Source organism: Haemophilus parainfluenzae T3T1, from assembly GCF_000210895.1.
GTDB classification, from domain to species: Bacteria; Pseudomonadota; Gammaproteobacteria; order Enterobacterales; family Pasteurellaceae; genus Haemophilus_D; species Haemophilus_D parainfluenzae_A.
Genome location: NC_015964.1, coordinates 1,151,099 through 1,171,665, shown reverse-complemented (window position 1 = coordinate 1,171,665; position 20,567 = coordinate 1,151,099). Strand labels below are relative to the sequence as shown.

At 36.4% G+C, this 20,567-nt stretch carries 22 protein-coding genes and 1 riboswitch; of the genes, 14 read left to right on the top strand and 8 right to left on the bottom strand.

Translation table 11 applies throughout. The annotated features are described in order from the left end of the window. Positions 1-88 precede the first annotated feature (88 nt). Both PARA_RS05920 and PARA_RS05915 read left to right on the top strand, forming a co-directional pair. Positions 89-850, top strand: a complete 762-nt coding sequence (locus PARA_RS05920; RefSeq protein WP_014064969.1) for an N-6 DNA methylase — start codon at positions 89-91, stop codon at positions 848-850. 563 nt (positions 851-1,413) lie between these two features. After that, positions 1,414-2,622, top strand: a complete 1,209-nt coding sequence (locus PARA_RS05915; RefSeq protein ID WP_006250222.1) for an IS4-like element ISVsa5 family transposase — start codon at positions 1,414-1,416, stop codon at positions 2,620-2,622. A 9-nt stretch (positions 2,623-2,631) separates the two neighbouring features. On the opposite strand, the gene PARA_RS05910 is transcribed toward PARA_RS05915, so the two are convergent. Beyond that, a complete protein-coding gene (locus PARA_RS05910) occupies positions 2,632-3,048 on the bottom strand; it encodes a helix-turn-helix domain-containing protein (RefSeq protein WP_000275180.1) in 417 nt (138 codons plus the stop codon). A gap of 87 nt (positions 3,049-3,135) precedes the next feature. Between PARA_RS05910 and tetC the strand changes: the two genes are divergently transcribed. After that, entirely contained in the window at positions 3,136-3,729 is a 594-nt protein-coding gene (gene tetC, locus PARA_RS05905; RefSeq protein ID WP_000428546.1) for a tetracyline resistance-associated transcriptional repressor TetC, read from the top strand. A gap of 112 nt (positions 3,730-3,841) precedes the next feature. Here the strand turns inward: tetC and tet(B) are convergent, their stop codons facing one another. Beyond that, positions 3,842-5,047, bottom strand: a complete 1,206-nt coding sequence (gene tet(B), locus PARA_RS05900) for a tetracycline efflux MFS transporter Tet(B) (RefSeq protein WP_001089068.1) — start codon at positions 5,045-5,047, stop codon at positions 3,842-3,844. A gap of 81 nt (positions 5,048-5,128) precedes the next feature. On the opposite strand from tet(B), the gene tetR(B) reads away from it, so the two are divergent. Further along, positions 5,129-5,752, top strand: coding sequence for a tetracycline resistance transcriptional repressor TetR(B) (gene tetR(B), locus PARA_RS05895; RefSeq protein ID WP_000088605.1), 624 nt, complete (start codon positions 5,129-5,131; stop codon positions 5,750-5,752). On the opposite strand, the gene PARA_RS05890 is transcribed toward tetR(B), so the two are convergent. The 3 genes from PARA_RS05890 to PARA_RS05880 are packed head-to-tail and all read right to left on the bottom strand — an operon-like array spanning position 5,730 to position 7,123. Further along, entirely contained in the window at positions 5,730-6,416 is a 687-nt protein-coding gene (locus PARA_RS05890; RefSeq protein WP_001284954.1) for an ArsR/SmtB family transcription factor, read from the bottom strand. The two genes, tetR(B) and PARA_RS05890, sit on opposite strands and share 23 nt — an antisense overlap. A gap of 7 nt (positions 6,417-6,423) precedes the next feature. Next, positions 6,424-6,810: a hypothetical protein gene (locus PARA_RS05885; protein ID WP_000460651.1), complete on the bottom strand. Its 387-nt coding sequence runs from the start codon at positions 6,808-6,810 to the stop codon at positions 6,424-6,426. Beyond that, positions 6,803-7,123, bottom strand: a complete 321-nt coding sequence (locus tag PARA_RS05880) for an antibiotic biosynthesis monooxygenase family protein (protein WP_000562370.1) — start codon at positions 7,121-7,123, stop codon at positions 6,803-6,805. The genes PARA_RS05885 and PARA_RS05880 overlap by 8 nt, the downstream gene beginning before the upstream one ends. A gap of 443 nt (positions 7,124-7,566) precedes the next feature. Between PARA_RS05880 and gltS the strand changes: the two genes are divergently transcribed. Together gltS and PARA_RS05870 are read left to right on the top strand one after the other, a co-directional pair. Further along, positions 7,567-8,772, top strand: coding sequence for a sodium/glutamate symporter (gene gltS / locus PARA_RS05875; RefSeq protein WP_000599533.1), 1,206 nt, complete (start codon positions 7,567-7,569; stop codon positions 8,770-8,772). Positions 8,773-9,002: 230 nt separating this feature from the next. Beyond that, positions 9,003-9,128, top strand: a complete 126-nt coding sequence (locus PARA_RS05870) for a LysR family transcriptional regulator (RefSeq protein WP_001303004.1) — start codon at positions 9,003-9,005, stop codon at positions 9,126-9,128. 9 nt (positions 9,129-9,137) lie between these two features. Here the strand turns inward: PARA_RS05870 and PARA_RS05865 are convergent, their stop codons facing one another. After that, on the bottom strand, positions 9,138-10,346 hold the full coding sequence (locus PARA_RS05865; protein WP_001352368.1) for an IS4-like element ISVsa5 family transposase: 1,209 nt from the start codon (positions 10,344-10,346) through the stop codon (positions 9,138-9,140). 261 nt (positions 10,347-10,607) lie between these two features. Continuing rightward, on the bottom strand, positions 10,608-11,198 hold the full coding sequence (locus PARA_RS05860) for a recombinase family protein (protein WP_014064968.1): 591 nt from the start codon (positions 11,196-11,198) through the stop codon (positions 10,608-10,610). A 643-nt stretch (positions 11,199-11,841) separates the two neighbouring features. Here PARA_RS05860 and PARA_RS05855 point away from each other — a divergent pair. The 4 genes from PARA_RS05855 (at position 11,842) to PARA_RS05840 (ending at position 14,291) form a co-directional block, all read left to right on the top strand. Then, positions 11,842-12,186 carry a type II toxin-antitoxin system RelB/DinJ family antitoxin gene (locus PARA_RS05855; RefSeq protein ID WP_014064967.1) on the top strand — a complete coding sequence of 115 codons (345 nt, stop codon included), beginning with the start codon at positions 11,842-11,844 and terminating at the stop codon, positions 12,184-12,186. Next, positions 12,170-12,436: a type II toxin-antitoxin system YafQ family toxin gene (locus PARA_RS05850; protein ID WP_014064966.1), complete on the top strand. Its 267-nt coding sequence runs from the start codon at positions 12,170-12,172 to the stop codon at positions 12,434-12,436. The genes PARA_RS05855 and PARA_RS05850 overlap by 17 nt, the downstream gene beginning before the upstream one ends. Positions 12,437-13,016: 580 nt before the next feature. Beyond that, a complete protein-coding gene (locus tag PARA_RS05845; protein WP_041918233.1) occupies positions 13,017-13,304 on the top strand; it encodes a hypothetical protein in 288 nt (95 codons plus the stop codon). A 306-nt stretch (positions 13,305-13,610) separates the two neighbouring features. After that, a complete protein-coding gene (locus PARA_RS05840) occupies positions 13,611-14,291 on the top strand; it encodes an ArsR family transcriptional regulator (protein WP_231844647.1) in 681 nt (226 codons plus the stop codon). Positions 14,292-14,605: 314 nt separating this feature from the next. Here the strand turns inward: PARA_RS05840 and PARA_RS05835 are convergent, their stop codons facing one another. Next, positions 14,606-15,310 carry a phosphoribosyltransferase gene (locus PARA_RS05835; protein WP_014064963.1) on the bottom strand — a complete coding sequence of 235 codons (705 nt, stop codon included), beginning with the start codon at positions 15,308-15,310 and terminating at the stop codon, positions 14,606-14,608. A gap of 236 nt (positions 15,311-15,546) precedes the next feature. On the opposite strand from PARA_RS05835, the gene mobH reads away from it, so the two are divergent. The 4 genes from mobH (at position 15,547) to PARA_RS05815 (ending at position 20,558) form a co-directional block, all read left to right on the top strand. Next, the gene (gene mobH, locus PARA_RS05830; protein ID WP_014064962.1) at positions 15,547-17,439 is read left to right on the top strand and encodes a MobH family relaxase; all 1,893 of its coding nucleotides are present in this window, start codon (positions 15,547-15,549) and stop codon (positions 17,437-17,439) included. A gap of 61 nt (positions 17,440-17,500) precedes the next feature. Next, entirely contained in the window at positions 17,501-18,343 is an 843-nt protein-coding gene (locus tag PARA_RS05825; protein ID WP_014064961.1) for a tyrosine-type recombinase/integrase, read from the top strand. Between the two features lie 588 nt (positions 18,344-18,931). After that, a riboswitch (TPP riboswitch) is annotated at positions 18,932-19,023 on the top strand. Between the two features lie 75 nt (positions 19,024-19,098). After that, a complete protein-coding gene (locus PARA_RS05820; protein WP_014064960.1) occupies positions 19,099-19,824 on the top strand; it encodes an ABC transporter ATP-binding protein in 726 nt (241 codons plus the stop codon). After that, on the top strand, positions 19,821-20,558 hold the full coding sequence (locus PARA_RS05815; RefSeq protein ID WP_014064959.1) for an ABC transporter permease: 738 nt from the start codon (positions 19,821-19,823) through the stop codon (positions 20,556-20,558). The genes PARA_RS05820 and PARA_RS05815 overlap by 4 nt, the downstream gene beginning before the upstream one ends. Positions 20,559-20,567 lie beyond the last annotated feature (9 nt).

Below are 20,567 nucleotides of genomic sequence, written 5' to 3'. Positions count from 1 at the left end.
TCTAACGTTTTTTGTTAGAGCTCTCATAAACCACCCTTTGGGGAGTAATCCTCAAAGGGGATTACTCCCGTTATTTTAGGAGTAATCTATGGATTTCGAGAAAAAATTTACCGCACTTTTTAAATCGATAGCACCACAATATCGACGCTCAGAAGTGTTTTACGACTTTATTACAATCTTTGCCCTGGAATTCTATCTCATTATATATGGTGCACAAGCAGATGAATCGTTGAGACAACGTTATCAGACAGCTGGCGAGCATTATAATGAAGATGAAAAACAAGCTCTCAGTCGCCTTTTCAACATTATTGTTGAGGCTTTGGAGCATAAAACCTATGATTTCCTAGGATCAGTGTTCATGTCGTTGGATTTAGGTGATCAATATAAAGCTCAATATTTCACGCCTGGTCACATTGCCCACTTTATGGCAGCCGTAACTCTATCAGATTGTCATAGTTTAATTAAAAAACGTGGTTTTTTGACATTGCAAGAGCCAACTTGTGGCTCCGGCGTAATGATTATTGAGGCTTATAATTATTTGCGCGAAGAGGACTTCAACCCTCAGCAACAAATGTGGGCTCAAGCAAGAGATTTGGATTTTACTGCAGCATTAATGTGTTATATACAAATGACACTCTTACACATACCGGGAGAAGTCATTATTGGTAACACCCTTAAAGATGAGGTGAATTACCATTTATACACACCAGCTCACATATTGGGGAATTGGAACAAAAAATTGGAGAGTGCAGATTCCTATACTGAAGCAGAATATCAAGTTATTGAACCTGAACCAGTAGAAGAACCCCCGCTTGACATTGATTGGGAAAATGAACCTATGTTTTATTAGAAAAAATGCACTTACTTTAAAAGTAAGTGCATTTTTTTATTTATACAGATTTAAGCTCTACTTTGCTTTGCTCTACTTTGGGACCAATATCCTAAGCTCTTCTAAACCACAACATGAAATAACAGGCTCTTTATCAGAACTATCTAATGGATGAACCCCCGCTTTAAAGTAAACCTCAATAGCCTCAGAAAACATAATATCCCCAGCAAAAATAGCACTAACATCAGCCCTTCCATACTTTTGAATAAAGTCACTAAATTCATCTTTTAGAAATGCATCTTGTGTCTTTGATTTTAATAGATACTTTTCTAACCGACTATAATAAGTAGAATCTTTATATTTCGGACTCGCGAAACGTATTTCTTTTACATTATTATTTGGGCATAACGTATTTTCGACCTTTTTGAAATGGGATATATTATCTGCATTGACATAAACCTCTTCCCACTTAAGGCCCTGATGAATCCCCTAATGATTTTTATCAAAATCATTAAGTTAAGGTAGATACACATCTTGTCATATGATCAAATGGTTTCGCGAAAAATCAATAATCAGACAACAAGATGTGCGAACTCGATATTTTACACGACTCTCTTTACCAATTCTGCCCCGAATTACACTTAAAACGACTCAACAGCTTAACGTTGGCTTGCCACGCATTACTTGACTGTAAAACTCTCACTCTTACCGAACTTGGCCGTAACCTGCCAACCAAAGCGAGAACAAAACATAACATCAAACGAATCGACCGATTGTTAGGTAATCGTCACCTCCACAAAGAGCGACTCGCTGTATACCGTTGGCATGCTAGCTTTATCTGTTCGGGCAATACGATGCCCATTGTACTTGTTGACTGGTCTGATATCCGTGAGCAAAAACGGCTTATGGTATTGCGAGCTTCAGTCGCACTACACGGTCGTTCTGTTACTCTTTATGAGAAAGCGTTCCCGCTTTCAGAGCAATGTTCAAAGAAAGCTCATGACCAATTTCTAGCCGACCTTGCGAGCATTCTACCGAGTAACACCACACCGCTCATTGTCAGTGATGCTGGCTTTAAAGTGCCATGGTATAAATCCGTTGAGAAGCTGGGTTGGTACTGGTTAAGTCGAGTAAGAGGAAAAGTACAATATGCAGACCTAGGAGCGGAAAACTGGAAACCTATCAGCAACTTACATGATATGTCATCTAGTCACTCAAAGACTTTAGGCTATAAGAGGCTGACTAAAAGCAATCCAATCTCATGCCAAATTCTATTGTATAAATCTCGCTCTAAAGGCCGAAAAAATCAGCGCTCGACACGGACTCATTGTCACCACCCGTCACCTAAAATCTACTCAGCGTCGGCAAAGGAGCCATGGATTCTAGCAACTAACTTACCTGTTGAAATTCGAACACCCAAACAACTTGTTAATATCTATTCGAAGCGAATGCAGATTGAAGAAACCTTCCGAGACTTGAAAAGTCCTGCCTACGGACTAGGCCTACGCCATAGCCGAACGAGCAGCTCAGAGCGTTTTGATATCATGCTGCTAATCGCCCTGATGCTTCAACTAACATGTTGGCTTGCGGGCGTTCATGCTCAGAAACAAGGTTGGGACAAGCACTTCCAGGCTAACACAGTCAGAAATCGAAACGTACTCTCAACAGTTCGCTTAGGCATGGAAGTTTTGCGGCATTCTGGCTACACAATAACAAGGGAAGACTTACTCGTGGCTGCAACCCTACTAGCTCAAAATTTATTCACACATGGTTACGCTTTGGGGAAATTATGAGGGGATCTCTCAGTGCATTGCCTCCAATTCCCATAATTTATTACGCCGATAATAACTTGGTGTAACCTTAAAAATGTACTTAAATCGACGTGTAAAAGATTGTTGGGAATCAAATTGATATTTTAATGCGATCTCAAGGATAGTTTTTTTCGTCAACCTCAACTCAACAGCCGCTTTCGTCAAACGACGAGCACGAATATAGCTAGCCAGTGTGACCCCTGTTACTTTTTTGAACAGCCGCTGAAAATACCACTTGGTATAACCCGCTTTATTCGCCACATCATCAAGCAGTAAAGACTGATCTAAATTATGTTCAATCCATAATAGAACATCTTTGATAACCGTTGTATGAAACTGCTTATCATCATATCTTAATTGGATGTTATTAGCTTTATTTTGATAGCGAGAATGCTGTTCAATATACATAAAATAACCTAAATGTTCTTAAGATTGTCACGACCACATCATCATGATACCATAAACATACTGACGGTATGTTATTTTAAATCTATCATGGAAAATAAAAATCATCAACAAGAAAATTTTAAGAGTACCTATCAATCACTGGTTAACTCAGCACGAATATTGTTTGTTGAAAAAGGCTATCAAGCTGTTTCAATAGATGAGATCTCGGGAAAAGCGTTGGTGACCAAAGGTGCCTTTTATCATCACTTTAAAAATAAAAAACAATTACTCAGTGCCTGTTATAAGCAGCAATTAATTATGATTGATGCCTACATCACAACAAAAACTGATTTAACAAATGGTTGGTCTGCCTTAGAAAGTATATTTGAACATTATCTTGATTATATTATTGATAATAATAAAAACCTTATCCCTATCCAAGAAGTGATGCCTATCATTGGTTGGAATGAACTTGAAAAAATTAGCCTTGAATACATTACTGGTAAGGTAAACGCCATTGTCAGCAAATTGATCCAAGAGAACCAACTTAAAGCTTATGATGATGATGTGCTTAAAAACTTACTCAATGGCTGGTTTATGCATATCGCAATACATGCGAAAAACCTAAAAGAGCTTGCCGATAAAAAAGGCCAATTTATTGCTATTTACCGCGGCTTTTTATTGAGCTTGAAAGATAAATAAAATAGATAGGTTTTATTTGAAGCTAAATCTTCTTTATCGTAAAAAATGCCCTCTTGGGTTATCAAGAGGGTCATTATATTTCGCGGAATAACATCATTTGGTGACGAAATAACTAAGCACTTGTCTCCTGTTTACTCCCCTGAGCTTGAGGGGTTAACATGAAGGTCATCGATAGCAGGATAATAATACAGTAAAACGCTAAACCAATAATCCAAATCCAGCCATCCCAAATTGGTAGTGAATGATTATAAATAACAGCAAACAGTAATGGGCCAATAACACCGGTTGCATTGGTAAGGCTCACCAATAATCCCTGTAAAGCACCTTGCTGATGACTCTTTGTTTGGATAGACATCACTCCCTGTAATGCAGGTAAAGCGATCCCACCACCAGCCAATAAAATTAAAACAGGGAAAACTAACCAACCTTCAGATATAAACGCTAAAAAGGCAAATGCACTACTATCTGCAATAAATCCGAGCAGTACTGCCGTTTTTTCGCCCCATTTAGTGGCTATTCTTCCTGCCACAAAGGCTTGGAATACTGAGTGTAAAAGACCAAGACCCGCTAATGAAAAGCCAACCATCATGCTATTCCATCCAAAACGATTTTCGGTAAATAGCACCCACACCGTTGCGGGAATTTGGCCTATCAATTGCGCTGAAAAATAAATAATCAACAAAATGGGCATCGTTTTAAATAAAGTGATGTATACCGAATTCGATTGCGTCTCAACCCCTACTTCGGTATCTGTATTATCACGTGTATTTTTGGTTTCACGGAACCAAAACATAACCACAAGGAAAGCGACAATATTTAGCAACGCAGCGATAAAAAAGGGACTATGCGGTGAAATCTCTCCTGCAAAACCACCAATAATAGGCCCCGCTATTAAACCAAGCCCAAAACTTGCCCCTAACCAACCGAACCACTTCACGCGTTGAGAAGCTGAGGTGGTATCGGCAATGACCGATGCCGCGACAGCCCCAGTAGCTCCTGTGATCCCTGAAAGCAAACGGCCTAAATACAGCATCCAAAGCGCACTTGAAAAAGCCAGCAATAAGTAATCCAGCGATGCGCCTATTAATGACAACAACAGCACTGGGCGCCGACCAAATCGGTCAGACATTTTTCCAAGCCAAGGAGCAAAGATAACCTGCATTAACGCATAAAGTGCAAGCAATACGCCAAAGTGGTTAGCGATATCTTCCGAAGCAATAAATTCACGTAATAACGTTGGCAAGACTGGCATGATAAGGCCAATCCCCATGGCATCGAGTAACGTAATTACCAATGCGATCTTTGTCGAACTATTCATTTCACTTTTCTCTATCACTGATAGGGAGTGGTAGAATAACTCTATCAATGATAGAGTGTCAACAAAAATTAGGAATTAATGATGTCTAGATTAGATAAAAGTAAAGTGATTAACAGCGCATTAGAGCTGCTTAATGAGGTCGGAATCGAAGGTTTAACAACCCGTAAACTCGCCCAGAAGCTAGGTGTAGAGCAGCCTACATTGTATTGGCATGTAAAAAATAAGCGGGCTTTGCTCGACGCCTTAGCCATTGAGATGTTAGATAGGCACCATACTCACTTTTGCCCTTTAGAAGGGGAAAGCTGGCAAGATTTTTTACGTAATAACGCTAAAAGTTTTAGATGTGCTTTACTAAGTCATCGCGATGGAGCAAAAGTACATTTAGGTACACGGCCTACAGAAAAACAGTATGAAACTCTCGAAAATCAATTAGCCTTTTTATGCCAACAAGGTTTTTCACTAGAGAATGCATTATATGCACTCAGCGCTGTGGGGCATTTTACTTTAGGTTGCGTATTGGAAGATCAAGAGCATCAAGTCGCTAAAGAAGAAAGGGAAACACCTACTACTGATAGTATGCCGCCATTATTACGACAAGCTATCGAATTATTTGATCACCAAGGTGCAGAGCCAGCCTTCTTATTCGGCCTTGAATTGATCATATGCGGATTAGAAAAACAACTTAAATGTGAAAGTGGGTCTTAAAAGCAGCATAACCTTTTTCCGTGATGGTAACTTCACGGTAACCAAGATGTCGAGTTAACCACCCTTTAGATTCATAAAGCGAAAATAATGCGGCTCCAACGTACCCACCTAAATGGAAACGGCGTTCACTCCAATCTAAACACGCACAACAGATTTTACGTGAATGTTTGGAAGGAACGTCAATTCCCATTTCATGAAAATATTGAATACCACTTAATGTGATCATTGAACCATTTTCAGTGATCCATTGCTGTTGACAAAGGGAATCATAGATCTTAACGGCAACTTCGCCAGCTAAATGATCATAGCAAGTACGTGCTTTTCGTAAATGCACTGGCGTGGAAACTTTGGCATGTACGCCATGGTTTAAGGAGATCCCCATCATACTTTCCATCAATTCAGCAATATCTTTTCCTGCTAGCCGAAAATAACGATGCTTGCCTTGAGCTACTACTGTGATTAGCTGGCAATCTAATAATTTAGATAAATGACTGCTCGCCGTTGAAGCTGATATATTCGCCACAGAACTTAGCTCAGTGGCCGTCCAAGCTCGCCCATCCATCAAAGCACTGAGTATTTTAACTCGTGAAATGTCAGACATAGCCGCCCCTATCGCGGCTATTGAGGACTCAAAGGTAACCTCTTTTCGTATTAAATTAGCCATCGCAAGTTCACTTTATTGCCCAAGGGAGCGTAACAGATGCAGCCATACTATCATTGTCCGTTATTAATATCAGTTGGTTAGCATGGTCACTGTATTGCACTAAAATATTAATGTTATTCTCCGCCAATACTCGTGCTATTTCGCCAAGTTCCCCCGGTTTTTCCTGTTTTAACTTACGAATTAATGGTGTCCGGATCGCAAGTACTAACAGTCCAGCTTGCTCTAGCGCTATTTTAGCTTCCTTTCCTTGTTCAACAAGAAAATGAGCATGGCATTCATCACCAACCGTAAATATCCCTCCCCCTTCCAATCCAATACCTTTATTACCTAATGTTTTTCCTAGTAATGCTAATTGTCCTATTTGATTATCTAAAACAACGTGAACATCAAACATTATCCTTGTCCTTTTTAAATGAATATTCGCGAGTAATATGAGCAATACTAATTTTGTAAAAATCAAATATTGACTCTCGCCCTTCTTGTTGAGCTTTCGCATGTAAAACATGATTTTTCCATTGCAGAACTGCGTATTCGTTTTCCCACCAAGATAGCGATAACATTTTTCCTTCTGTAGCTAGACTTTGAAAACGTTCAATTGAAATAAAACCAGCTACATGACTTAATAGTGGTCTTAACTCCTCAGCTAAAGTCAAATAGCGAGTTTGTTGGTCGGGTTGTATTTGCACCTCAAATATTACAGCAATCATATTTTTCTCCGTTATTAATCAACAAACAGAGTAATCCACCCGAAAATTAACACTTCGATAAGCAACGAAATATAGAAAGGTCATGCTGCTGTTTTATGTTGTATATCACACTTCTTTAAATTGCTCGGCCTGCGCTTATCATGTTCTCCTTCTCTTATAATTTTGTTTATTATTTATACTTTTTTATTTTTTGCTATCACCGAAAATAGTGCGGATCCCGCATGGTATTTAGGTTTACCCATCATTAAATACCATTGTTGTTATTTTAATCTTTTTAATATTTCATGATTAAGATCACACTAAAATTATGACCCTATTAACTAAAAGTTATGGATACCCTAATAAAACTCATTGTTAAAGATTAGTTAACCAAAGTAACTTCATTTTTCACTATTGTTAAATTGTTATAGTGAAAATTCTGGTAAACTAATAGAGGTAAAAAAATGATCCTAGATGCCAGTTATACATTATTAGTCGCATGTATCGCGCTACTCATAGGAATGTTTGTCGTAAAATTTACCCCGTTCCTACAAAAAAACCACATACCAGAAGCCGTCGTTGGTGGCTTTATTGTTGCAATTGTTCTGTTAATTATTGATAAAACATCAGGTTATTCGTTTACTTTTGATGCTTCATTGCAAAGTTTATTAATGCTCACATTCTTTTCCTCTATCGGGCTAAGTTCTGACTTTTCTCGACTGATTAAAGGAGGAAAGCCGTTAGTTCTATTAACTATTGCAGTAACGATCCTAATCGCCATTCAAAATACTGTCGGCATGAGTATGGCTGTCATGATGAATGAAAGTCCATTTATTGGCTTAATTGCAGGTTCAATTACTCTAACAGGTGGTCATGGTAATGCCGGAGCATGGGGCCCTATTCTCGCTGATAAATATGGTGTAACAGGCGCCGTTGAATTAGCGATGGCTTGTGCAACACTTGGATTAGTGTTGGGTGGTTTAGTTGGCGGCCCTGTTGCCCGTCATCTTTTGAAAAAGGTCTCTATTCCTAAAACAACCGAGCAAGAGCGCGACACTATCGTTGAAGCTTTTGAGCAACCAAGCGTCAAAAGAAAAATCAATGCAAATAACGTTATTGAAACCATTTCAATGCTGATTATCTGTATTGTTGTTGGTGGCTATATCAGTGCATTGTTTAAAGATACTTTTCTGCAACTGCCTACTTTTGTCTGGTGTTTATTTGTCGGTATTATTATCCGTAATACACTGACTCATGTATTTAAACACGAAGTGTTTGAGCCGACCGTCGATGTATTAGGTAGCGTTGCTTTATCGCTTTTCTTGGCAATGGCGTTAATGTCATTAAAATTTGGTCAATTGGCAAGCATGGCAGGGCCAGTATTAATTATCATTGCTGTACAAACTGTTGTCATGGTGCTATTTGCCTGCTTTGTCACCTTCAAAATGATGGGCAAAGATTATGATGCTGTCGTGATCAGCGCGGGTCACTGTGGCTTTGGTATGGGAGCAACACCAACAGCAATTGCGAATATGCAAACAGTCACAAAAGCATTTGGACCATCACATAAAGCTTTCCTTGTCGTTCCTATGGTCGGTGCCTTTATTGTTGATATTTCAAACAGTATCTTAATTAAAATATTTATTGAAATTGGTACATACTTTACCTAATAGCTACACACTACTCGGCGTACTTCTCCTAACAATTTATTATAGGGCAGTATGCCGAGCCGCTTTCTTACCCCGTATATTCCCCTAGTCAATCTATTTAGCTTGCACGTTTACGAATTAATTCTCGTGACAACTAAACCAAAATTTGAATTATGACGAGTATATCTGATTATTTATACTTTATTCGTTAGAATAGTCCGTAGAAATAAATAATCAGTAGGCTACATGGAATGAAATTAAGACATCTCGATATCTTTTATGCTGTAATGACTTGTGGTTCCTTAACGCGTGCGGCTGAAGTTTTACATATTTCTCAACCCGCGGCGAGTAAAGCACTCAAACATGCTGAGCACTGAGAGATCCCCTCATAATTTCCCCAAAACGTAACCATGTGTGAATAGATTTTGAGTAAGCAGGGTTGCAGCCACGAGTGAGTCTTCCCTTGTTATTGTGTAGCCAGAATGCCGCAAAACTTCCATGCCTAAGCGAACTGTTGAGAGTACGTTTCGATTTCTGACTGTGTTAGCCTGGAAGTGCTTGTCCCAACCTTGTTTCTGAGCATGAACGCCCGCAAGCCAACATGTTAGTTGAAGCATCAGGGCGATTAGCAGCATGATATCAAAACGCTCTGAGCTGCTCGTTCGGCTATGGCGTAGGCCTAGTCCGTAGGCAGGACTTTTCAAGTCTCGGAAGGTTTCTTCAATCTGCATTCGCTTCGAATAGATATTAACAAGTTGTTTGGGTGTTCGAATTTCAACAGGTAAGTTAGTTGCTAGAATCCATGGCTCCTTTGCCGACGCTGAGTAGATTTTAGGTGACGGGTGGTGACAATGAGTCCGTGTCGAGCGCTGATTTTTTCGGCCTTTAGAGCGAGATTTATACAATAGAATTTGGCATGAGATTGGATTGCTTTTAGTCAGCCTCTTATAGCCTAAAGTCTTTGAGTGACTAGATGACATATCATGTAAGTTGCTGATAGGTTTCCAGTTTTCCGCTCCTAGGTCTGCATATTGTACTTTTCCTCTTACTCGACTTAACCAGTACCAACCCAGCTTCTCAACGGATTTATACCATGGCACTTTAAAGCCAGCATCACTGACAATGAGCGGTGTGGTGTTACTCGGTAGAATGCTCGCAAGGTCGGCTAGAAATTGGTCATGAGCTTTCTTTGAACATTGCTCTGAAAGCGGGAACGCTTTCTCATAAAGAGTAACAGAACGACCGTGTAGTGCGACTGAAGCTCGCAATACCATAAGCCGTTTTTGCTCACGGATATCAGACCAGTCAACAAGTACAATGGGCATCGTATTGCCCGAACAGATAAAGCTAGCATGCCAACGGTATACAGCGAGTCGCTCTTTGTGGAGGTGACGATTACCTAACAATCGGTCGATTCGTTTGATGTTATGTTTTGTTCTCGCTTTGGTTGGCAGGTTACGGCCAAGTTCGGTAAGAGTGAGAGTTTTACAGTCAAGTAATGCGTGGCAAGCCAACGTTAAGCTGTTGAGTCGTTTTAAGTGTAATTCGGGGCAGAATTGGTAAAGAGAGTCGTGTAAAATATCGAGTTCGCACATCTTGTTGTCTGATTATTGATTTTTCGCGAAACCATTTGATCATATGACAAGATGTGTATCCACCTTAACTTAATGATTTTTACCAAAATCATTAGGGGATTCATCAGCTTAAGGCCTTTAAGTTCACCTGCATCATTTTTAATTTTTTTTTCAATTTTTAGTTTAATGAAATTTGTCATAAATTGACTCCTAGTTATTTAAATCCTAACTGCTTAGACAATATATTTTACATTAAATTCTTCATAAAAAAGAATTTATTAGTTAATTCTTATTCTCTCTGTTATAAATACCTTTTAGTCTCGCCACTGTTGATTTAGATAAATCATATCGTTTCATTACTGTTGAAATAGAATCACCAGCTTTAAAATCCGCATAAATCTTTTTACGTATTTTATCTGTCACTTTAGGTGGACGGCCGCCTAATGCATTTTTATGACCTGAAGCAAGTTTTGTTCGCTTCCCTTCCTGAGTACGCTCGACAATAAAACTTCTTTCCAATTCAGCAAAAATACCTAACAATTGAATTAAGGCCATCCCCATAGGATTGTTTTGGGTTCGGGTATCTATTCCTTGTTGTATTGCAACAAAACCAATATTTTTATTCTTAAATAGTTCAAGTGTATTCAAACACTGAGTAAGACTCCTTCCTAAGCGATCAAGCTTAGTTACTGCAACAACATCCCCCTCTCGAATGTAATCTAGTAATTCATTTAATTGCGCTTTATTTTTCTCAGCTTTACCGGAATGCTTCCCTGAAAAAATTTTTTTGCAGCCATATTCTTTTAATGCTTGAATCTGTTCACTTAAATCCTGCTGCTGGGTTGATACCCTGGCGAAACCTATTAATGCCATATCACTCACCTTAATTAGAAAAATGGAAATCATTCATTCTTATATAACCCTTCTGACTCGTGAAAATAAAATAATCATTTAAATGGATATCTGTAAACATATCCATTTCATCTATATTTACTTCACAATCATTTTCGCTTTTATCTAAAGTAAAGAATTATCTTCGTAACTTCGAGCCCTTTTCTATTTCTGACCTAGACTCCTGAAATTTCTCCTCTAAATTGTTTCATTCTATTAACCCAAACTCTTGCTGAAAGGTTTCTAAATCAGATTAGGAGCTACTTACTAGTGGTAATGGAGCAATATTTACTTCACCTTTCGTAGCCTGAAAGTATATTTGCATTTTATCTGTACGCTACCATAATTCCCGCCAGCTTTAGCTTAATCATCTCCACCTTTAGCTCCATTATTTTTAACTACTGGCATTAATTCTACATTTAGTTTTTTATCATTATTATCGTTATTAATCATTTTTTATCCTTATATGTATTTTAAGCTTAACAATATAAACATCTAAAAATCTTTTTACCCTCAATCAAATGTCTTGCATTGAAATACATTCTTCCATATAATAGGTGCTGTCTTTCAATGTAAGACATATCTAGTTGGTTATCCAACTGTAAGTAACTTAAAGGAGATTATCATGGCTATCACAAACACATCATCTTTCAGCTTTAGATTAGCTGGGGATTTAAAACAGGAGGCGTTCAATATTCTGGAAAATTATGGTTTCACCCCATCTCAAGCATTAAATTTATTTTTAACTGAAATTGTTAATACAAAAACAGTTCCATTAAACCTCTCTTACTTACAGCCAAATGCTACAACACTTAATGCGATGCAAGAAGCTGAAAGCGGAGAATTAGAAATTATCACCTCAGCTAACTCAAATGAGAATATTGTTGAGGTTTTACAAAAAGTAAAAGGAGACCAATTTGGACAATCATCAGCGTCCGACACTTCAAGTCGCTATGACAAAAGAGTTTAGGAAAGACATCAAAAAATTAGCACCAAATCAACTTTGTTCACCACAATTTTCTGAGGTCATGTATTTACTGCAACGAGATCTCACTCTACCGGAAAATTACTTAGATCATCCCTTAAGGGGTGAGATGAACGGTTACCGAGATTGTCATATACTTAACGATCTTGTACTTATCTATCAAATTTTGGAGAAAGAAAACAAAAAAGAACTTAGATTAATCAGAATAGGAACGCACGCAGCCTTATTCAAATAAATTCATACAAATAGACTAAAACGCCTAGCAAAATTCCTTGCTGGGCGTTTTAGTTTATAAAAATAGAACCCGACATTGAACTAGCATTACCTTGGATATTACCTAATACTTGGATATTTCAAGACATACTTTTGACTGAACCAAATACATTGCCACTTACATTTCTTGTTGACCTACGGAACCTTTACTCATAGAGGTATGGAGTATTTTTATAGTTTGACTGCCATTTATTCCTACGTTCAAGTTTTGGATGTTACCTTTAACTAAAATTTCTAAGTTGCTTATATCACATTCAGCAAATTTTCTATTGATAAAAATTCTAGTTTACACTTTCATCTCCTTATACATTCAAAACTTAATACTTTTTAGACTACCTAATATTGCCAGTCTAAAATCTTACCCTTCTCTAGTTTTTAGACTGTCTAAAAACCAAAATCAAAGTTTCTAGACAAATAATATAGATTTAGCTCTGTATCATCATTGATAATTTATTTTTATCTTCAGGAGAGTTTCTAAATAAAGCTACTTAGTATTGGATAGGATGTTTAGAATTGGTCATTTTTAAAATACTGACCCAACTATGAAACGCCATCTACTCTATATCACGTGTATTATTGCAACTCAAAGCCTTGAATCTATAGCTAATATAAGAGACCCTCACGAAGGAGGGATTTGTCACGTTGAAGCAGAATACTTTTATCCAGGAGTATGGGAAAAATATGGCGAAAAGGAGTTGATTTGTAACTACTGGAAATTTTTAGGTGATGAAGACCGAAGAACATTAGAATCAGAATTAAACGAAGATACAACTGAATCAGAGAATGAATATAGCGATTATGATAGCCCGGATGAAATGTATAGTGAATAAATCTATCCATTATGAACTAATTAGTTTAAAATAAAGACTAATTTTTAATAAGTAACAATTTGATTTTATTAAATTTTTGTAGGAATTTTATAAAAACTATATCTAGATATTGGGGTCATATAAAGATAAATATACCGTATAAAAATTTATATGGGAGTTTATCAATATGCAAATACAGAGATTTTTATCATTAATCATGACCGTTTTATCAAACTTCAATTTAGATCATTTATCTACCTTTGTAACTGAATTAACCGATCTTTCAATTGGTATTGGATTTATGTTCTTATGTATGAGTCTATTTTTATGGGTGTACAAAAAAAAATGAAATATTGGTCCAAAATGCCGAGTAGATGGGTTATTGACGGTGGTCTAAAAAAATTTAGATACTCATCTAATAACCAAAATCAAATGAATGCAGCAAATATTGCTGCATTAATGATGTTTTTAATTATCGTAAGTAAGGCACAAAAAGATGAATTTAATGATGAGTTGATAACAAATTTTACTTATAAAGAATTTTCAGAGAGTCTAGGTATTAGTAGGCAATCTATAAGCATGGGATTAAAAGTATTGGAATCCAATAATATTATTTCAATTAAGAGAATTGGAAGAACAAACCAATATATAGTGAATCAAAATGAAGATAAAACGTGGTGTAAAGTCCCAATTCATGAGCTAGAAGGCATATTTTGTAGAAGCTTCTCGTTGCGTTCACAAATTGAATTGTATGCACTAAAATTATTCATTTATTTTTCTGCAATAAGAGATAAAAAGTTTAAGTATTCAATGGCATCTTATCTCAAGATAACTGAAAAAACAGGAATTCCAAAAGGGTTTATAAAAAAGACATTATCATTCATGCTGGTAAATGAACTACTCAGCAGAATTGATAGAGGATACGATAAGGTTAATGGAGAGAAGGTTAATTTACCTAACCAATATTACCTAAAAAATTATAATGAACTGATATATCCTAATAGATAAAATGATGGGGAGCCAAGCTCCCCATTGTTTCATTATTTTTCTAGCCGCTGCCTAGAACTCCTTCTACTTGCTCATTATAAGCTGGCCGAAGTTGCACTCTGCGGGTCCCTGCTATGTTTTATGACCGAGGGGACATTTACCCTGTCAATCTAATCTCTTAGATGTGCTTAATGTTAAGTATTTACTAATTAAATGTCAATCTAATTTTAACTCTTATGATTAACTCTTATGATTAACTCTTATGATTAACTCTTATGATTAATTCTTATGATTAATTTTATGATTAATGACAATAGCTAATCGTTACTTAAAACTCATTTAATCGGTGCAAATAATGTAACTGCTGAGATCATTTCAACTTGTTTGCAATATTGTCTAATCACTGCTGCTGCGCTTTCAAATGTTGTTCCTGAAGAAGATATATCGTCAACGAGTAATACATGTTTAGCATCAGCTGGTAATTTTACATGATCACCACAAAAAATATGTAAATAGCATCTATTCTTCGGAGCTATGTCTTTTATTGAGAATACCCCTTCGCTTCTCTTTAATGCAGTAATTAAGGACTGTTTTTTATCTGAGGGAATTGTGTTATCACTTATAACATCCTCAATCAATGTTTGAGGCGTTTTTTTTCTGAGAAAATTATCAATAATATTTATGTTAAATTTTTGCTGCAATAAACAAGCTAAATTACGCCCAATACTATGTTTAGATGGCATGAGTATGATCACATCAAATGGTTGTTCGATATGTTCTTCAAATGGATATTCATCAATCAGTTTTTTAGCGTATTCATATACAGCATCGATAGTTTCAATATCTGTTGTTAACCCTTCATCTCCTTTCATGGCATACAACATAGGGCAATTATCGCCGATAGGTCTGCATTTCCCTCTTCGTTCTTTATAACGCCTAATTATAGAGTATATAGTTATTTCTCCATTATGTTTTAATATTGTTTCTTTGCTAGGGTAAGAAGCTATAACAACCTGGTTATCTTTAATTTCAAACTTCATATTTTTCTTCTTTTTTTGTAATTGTTATTATTGTAGCAAAAAAAACAAAAGGTTAAAGGAATCCCTAACGGGATTAAGGGTAATGTAATAAAGGTAACCTTTCCAAGGGAAAGGTCTTACCTGAAAAGGCCAAAAGGCTTTCAAAATGGCTTTAATATTTATCTCCGATTTAGAATTATTTATTTATTGAGATCGATGCATAAATCAATATTCTTTTACAAAAAAGGTTCTGAGTTATGCTTTCATCTATTTTTCATAAAATCAGAGGGAAAAAACAAGATTCCCTTAATATCACATCCTCTCTAAAAAATCTTAATTTATCAACATTCAAAGTGGATGATGAGGGATGGATAACCCCCTTTACTGCGTCAGAATTACTCAATTCTGAATTACGCCAAAAATACTTAAATTTACTTTGGCAACAAGTATCAATGACGCAAGATATGTTTAATGAGCTCTATAAAAAACCTATCGAGCGCTACGCTGAAATGGTTCAACTATTACCTGCCTCAGAATCACATCATCACTCACATTTAGGTGGTATGCTTGATCATGGCCTAGAAGTTCTTTCATTTTCAGCTAAATTACGACAAAGTTATGTATTGCCACAAAATGCTGCTCCGGAAGAACAATCTAAGCAACGTGATGCTTGGACTGCAGCTGTTATTTATGCGGCATTGGTTCATGACATTGGTAAAGTTATTGTTGATATAGAGATACAATTAAAAGATGGTTCTCGTTGGTTCCCTTGGTTGGGAATCCCGACTCAACCTTATAAATTCAAATACATTAAAGGGCGAGATTATGATCTTCACCCTGTTATGGGAAGTTTCCTTGCAAACTATTTAATACCAAAAGAAGCGTTTGCATGGTTAGCTGAATACCCGGAAGCTTTTTCATCATTAATGTATGCGATGGCTGATCATAAAGACAAATCAGGTTTACTATCTGAAATAGTACAAAAAGCAGACCAAAACAGTGTAACGCTTGCTTTAGGTGGTGATGTATCAAAATTAACTCAAAAACCTATAACATCATTTGCGAAGCAACTGGTTATGGCTTTACGTCATTTACTGCAACATAAATTTAAAATTAACACCCCTAAAGGCCCTTCAGATGGCTGGCTTACAGAGGATGCTCTATGGTTAATGAGCAAGCCAACTGCAGACCAAATACGAGCTTATTTACTAGAGCAAGGTATCTCCGCCCCATCTGACAATCCTAAATTATTTAGTGAAATGCAATCATTAGGTATTATTGAAAGTACAAATGACGGTACGGCAATTTGGCACTGTCGAATTAAAGCTGATTCAGGCTGGTGCCCACCTAAAGCATTTTCTTTACTCAGAATTAAACCGGAAGTAGCTTGGGAAAATCTTAATGACAGACCAGGTATATTTTTAGGTCGAGTCGATATTGAAAATGAAGAACAATTAAGTTCAGGTGAAGAAATTAAAGAAGAAAACTCAATAATTACAGAATCTGAAGTAAAACTTCCCGTAATAACTGATACAGTGAATAAACCCGCTTTATCTGAAAATATCCCCTCTCAAAATACTCAAAATTTTGAAACTGAGACGGATATGACTGATTTGGTAATGAATTTATTTTCACCTGTAGAAGAATCTCAAGACTCTACTGATAAAAAACTATCTCAAGAAAGCGAAATAAATAAAATCGCCTCTACCCCATCTATAACAACGGGGGATGATACAAAGGAAACTGAGGCTGTCTCAGGAGAGATTTTTGTTGAATGGCTAAAATCCGGAATTATCGGGAATACCCTAACTATTAATAATTCAAATGCTAAATTACATATAGTCAAAGGCAAACTTTTCCTTGTAACACCTGGAATCTTTCAGCTCTTTTTCAATAGTAAGGGCATTACCAACTTTACTAAAAAAGATATCGAAAATTTGCAATATAGTTTCCAAGAACTTAAATTACACAAGAAATACCGTCAATCAAACAACGATAGTATTAATTTTTGGCGCTGTAAGGTTATTGGCCCAAGAAGAACCTCTCAATTGATTGGGTATTTGATTGATAAAACTGACTATTTTTTCGGTAATAGAATTCCAATTGATAATTTGCATTTATCACTTATTGAGGAAAATGAAAGTGAATAGAACCACATTTGATATGTTACTTAGTAATTTTTTTTTATACCGTCATTTACGTATAGATACTATTAAAAGCTATGAAAAAGCAATTAGACAATTACAGAAAAATTGTAGTATTCAATATCCTGATGAAATATCAGACTCATTAATACTCCAATGGAGAAAGAGAGTTGTTGGACAATCTATCATTGAAGTGACTTGGAATAGCTATATTCGTCAGCTAAAGACTATTTTCAAATTTGGAATTGAAAAACAACTCCTTCCATTTACAAAGAACCCTTTCGATAGTTTGTTCATTAGAGAAGGAAAGAAGAAAAGGAAAGTATATACTTCTTCAGATTTAAAAAAACTTAGCTTTGGAATCACTGAATCAAAGCATCTTCCTTCTATTCTTCGCCCATTATGGTTTACTAAAACCATAATTATGACTTTCCGCTATACGGCAATTCGACGCTCTCAGTTAAATAAATTAAGAATTAAAGATGTAGATTTGCTGAATCAAGTTATTCATATTCCATCTGAGATAAATAAAAATCACGAGTATCATATACTTCCTATATCAACTACACTTTATCCTTATCTAAAGAAATTATTAACTGAACTAAGTAAATTGAATCAGCCTGTAGAATCTCAACTATTTAACATTAATTTATTTTCAAATGCTGTTAAACGAAAGGGAGAGAAAATGACCAATGACCAGGTGAGCTATATCTTCAAAGTTATTTCAAAATATACAGGAATTATTAGCTCCCCTCACAGATTTAGGCATACAGCAGCAACAAATCTAATGAAAAAACCTGAAAACCTATATATAGCCAAACAATTACTAGGACATAAAGATGTCAAAGTTACATTGAGTTATATTGAAGATAATATTGATTCAATAAGAGAATATACAGAATTACTTTAGATAGGTATGCAAGGAGCATCTAAAGGGGTTCCTTGCAAAATAAATTTAAATCGCTCATTCTCAGCTTATTCATCCTTATAAAAATATTTTTAAAATTAGTACATTCAGGCTTTACAAACTAGTATTTTTGTGTAAGATCTAACCTATCCACAGAGCGTTAGTGGGTAGATCATGGTGTATTGGCTAGGTACACGGAATTGGTCTAAACAAATAGTTTTCAAACTTAAATGATGTACACAAGGGATTTAAAATCCCTCGCCTTTCGAGGCGTGCCAGTTCAAGTCTGGCTTCGGGCACCATTTTAATTTCAAATCCAAATCCAATCTCATTTTTCACTTTAATTTTTAAAAACTTATTTTATTAGTTATTTCTTATACTGAAAGTATTTCTACGAAAATATAATTATTTTATTCTTATATTGCTCTTCTCATTCCAAGCCAAAAAGATCAAACTTAAGTTTGATCCGGTCTATATCTTTTTTATATTCAAGCATATTAAGTATGCGTTATCAGCGCTAAACAAGAGAACATCTCTCATAAAATGAAATTTATTCTTGTTTTATTCTACATTGAGATATACAATCGTTTTCAACTTTAGTCGGGGTGCCACAAAGTGGCTGAGATAATACCCGTGAACCTGAAACAGTTAGCACTGACGTAGGAAACTAATATGCCAAAATACTTTTCATTCTTCATATCTATTTTCAATCCTTTTTTTCTCAAAGCCTTTAGTTATTAATCAGTAAGGTTAATACTATGGTGCATATTCAGGATCTTAGTCTTGCTTTTGGTAAGCAGGTACTATTTAAACACCTTGACTTAACGCTTTTGCCTAATGAGTGGGTAAGTTTACTTGGCTGTTCTGGTGTAGGTAAATCAACGCTTTTAAGATTAATTGCAGGGCTTGAAATACAAGGGAAGATTCAAGGTAATATCATCTTTCATCCTAATATTCGAGTGGCATGGCTACCACAAAAAGATACTCTTTATCCCTGGCTTTCAATTATTGATAACGTCCAATTAGAAAACGTACTATTCGGGAATAAATCTGCAAAAACAACTCTTCAAGCAAAAGCACTACTTGAACAAGTTGGCATGTCAGAACATATTCATAAAAGCTGTGCTCAATTATCTGGAGGACAGAAACAAAGAGTGGCTCTCGCTCGAGTATTAATGCAAAACGCTGATTTAGTTTTACTTGATGAACCTTTCTCTGCCCTTGACGCGATTAGTCGTTACCAATTACAAAACTTGGCCCATGAACTATTAAAAGATAAATCAGTGTTATTGGTTACACATGATCCTCAAGAAGCATTACGCTTAAGCCAGCGTATTTTTGTATTACGCTCACCGCAGCCTAATCAACCAGCATTATCTGATGTCATAAAACCTGAAGGTAAAGCACCACGAGATCTAAACCAAAACAATTTGTGGATGCTCCAACAGCAATTATTGAACGAGTTATTAGAGGGAAAAAGATGAAACTTAGCCTTCTTAAACCGCTCTTTGTTGGAATTATATTGCTTTGTCTTTGGCAACTTATTGGTGTATTCGGTGATTTTCCCCATTACATATTTCCTTCTCCGCAAGCTGTATGGCTGCAATTAACTTCTCATTCAGAACTACTTTGGCAACATACACTAATCACCTTAATTGAAATTGGCTTAGGGCTGCTACTGGGTTTTCTTTTTGGATTGTCATCAGCCCTATTACTCTCTTTTTCGCCTAAAATATCATCCTTACTGTTACCAGTTTTAGTGATTTCTCAAGCAATTCCTGTTTTTGCTATCGCTCCGATACTCGTACTTTGGCTAGGTTATGGAATGCCATCAAAAATTGTTATGGCTATTCTGATTATCTATTTCCCTGTAACGGCAGCTTGTTACGATGGCTTACGCAATACGCCTAAAGCTTGGATTGATCTCGCCAAAACATTCAAGCCATCCCCTTGGCGTTTATTACTTAAAGTACGTTTACCAGCCGCTTTACCCGCATTTGCATCAGGCTTTCGCATTGCTGTTTCAGTCGCACCAATTGGCGCTGTAATCGGAGAATGGGTGGGTTCATCTGAAGGGCTTGGCTATTTAATGATCCACGCCAACGCTCGTATGCAGGTGGATTTAATGTTTGCCGCGTTGCTGATATTAGTGGCAATTTCACTTTGTTTATATTTCAGCATCGATTGGCTACTACGTCGTTTTATTTGGCACGTTTAACATTTCATG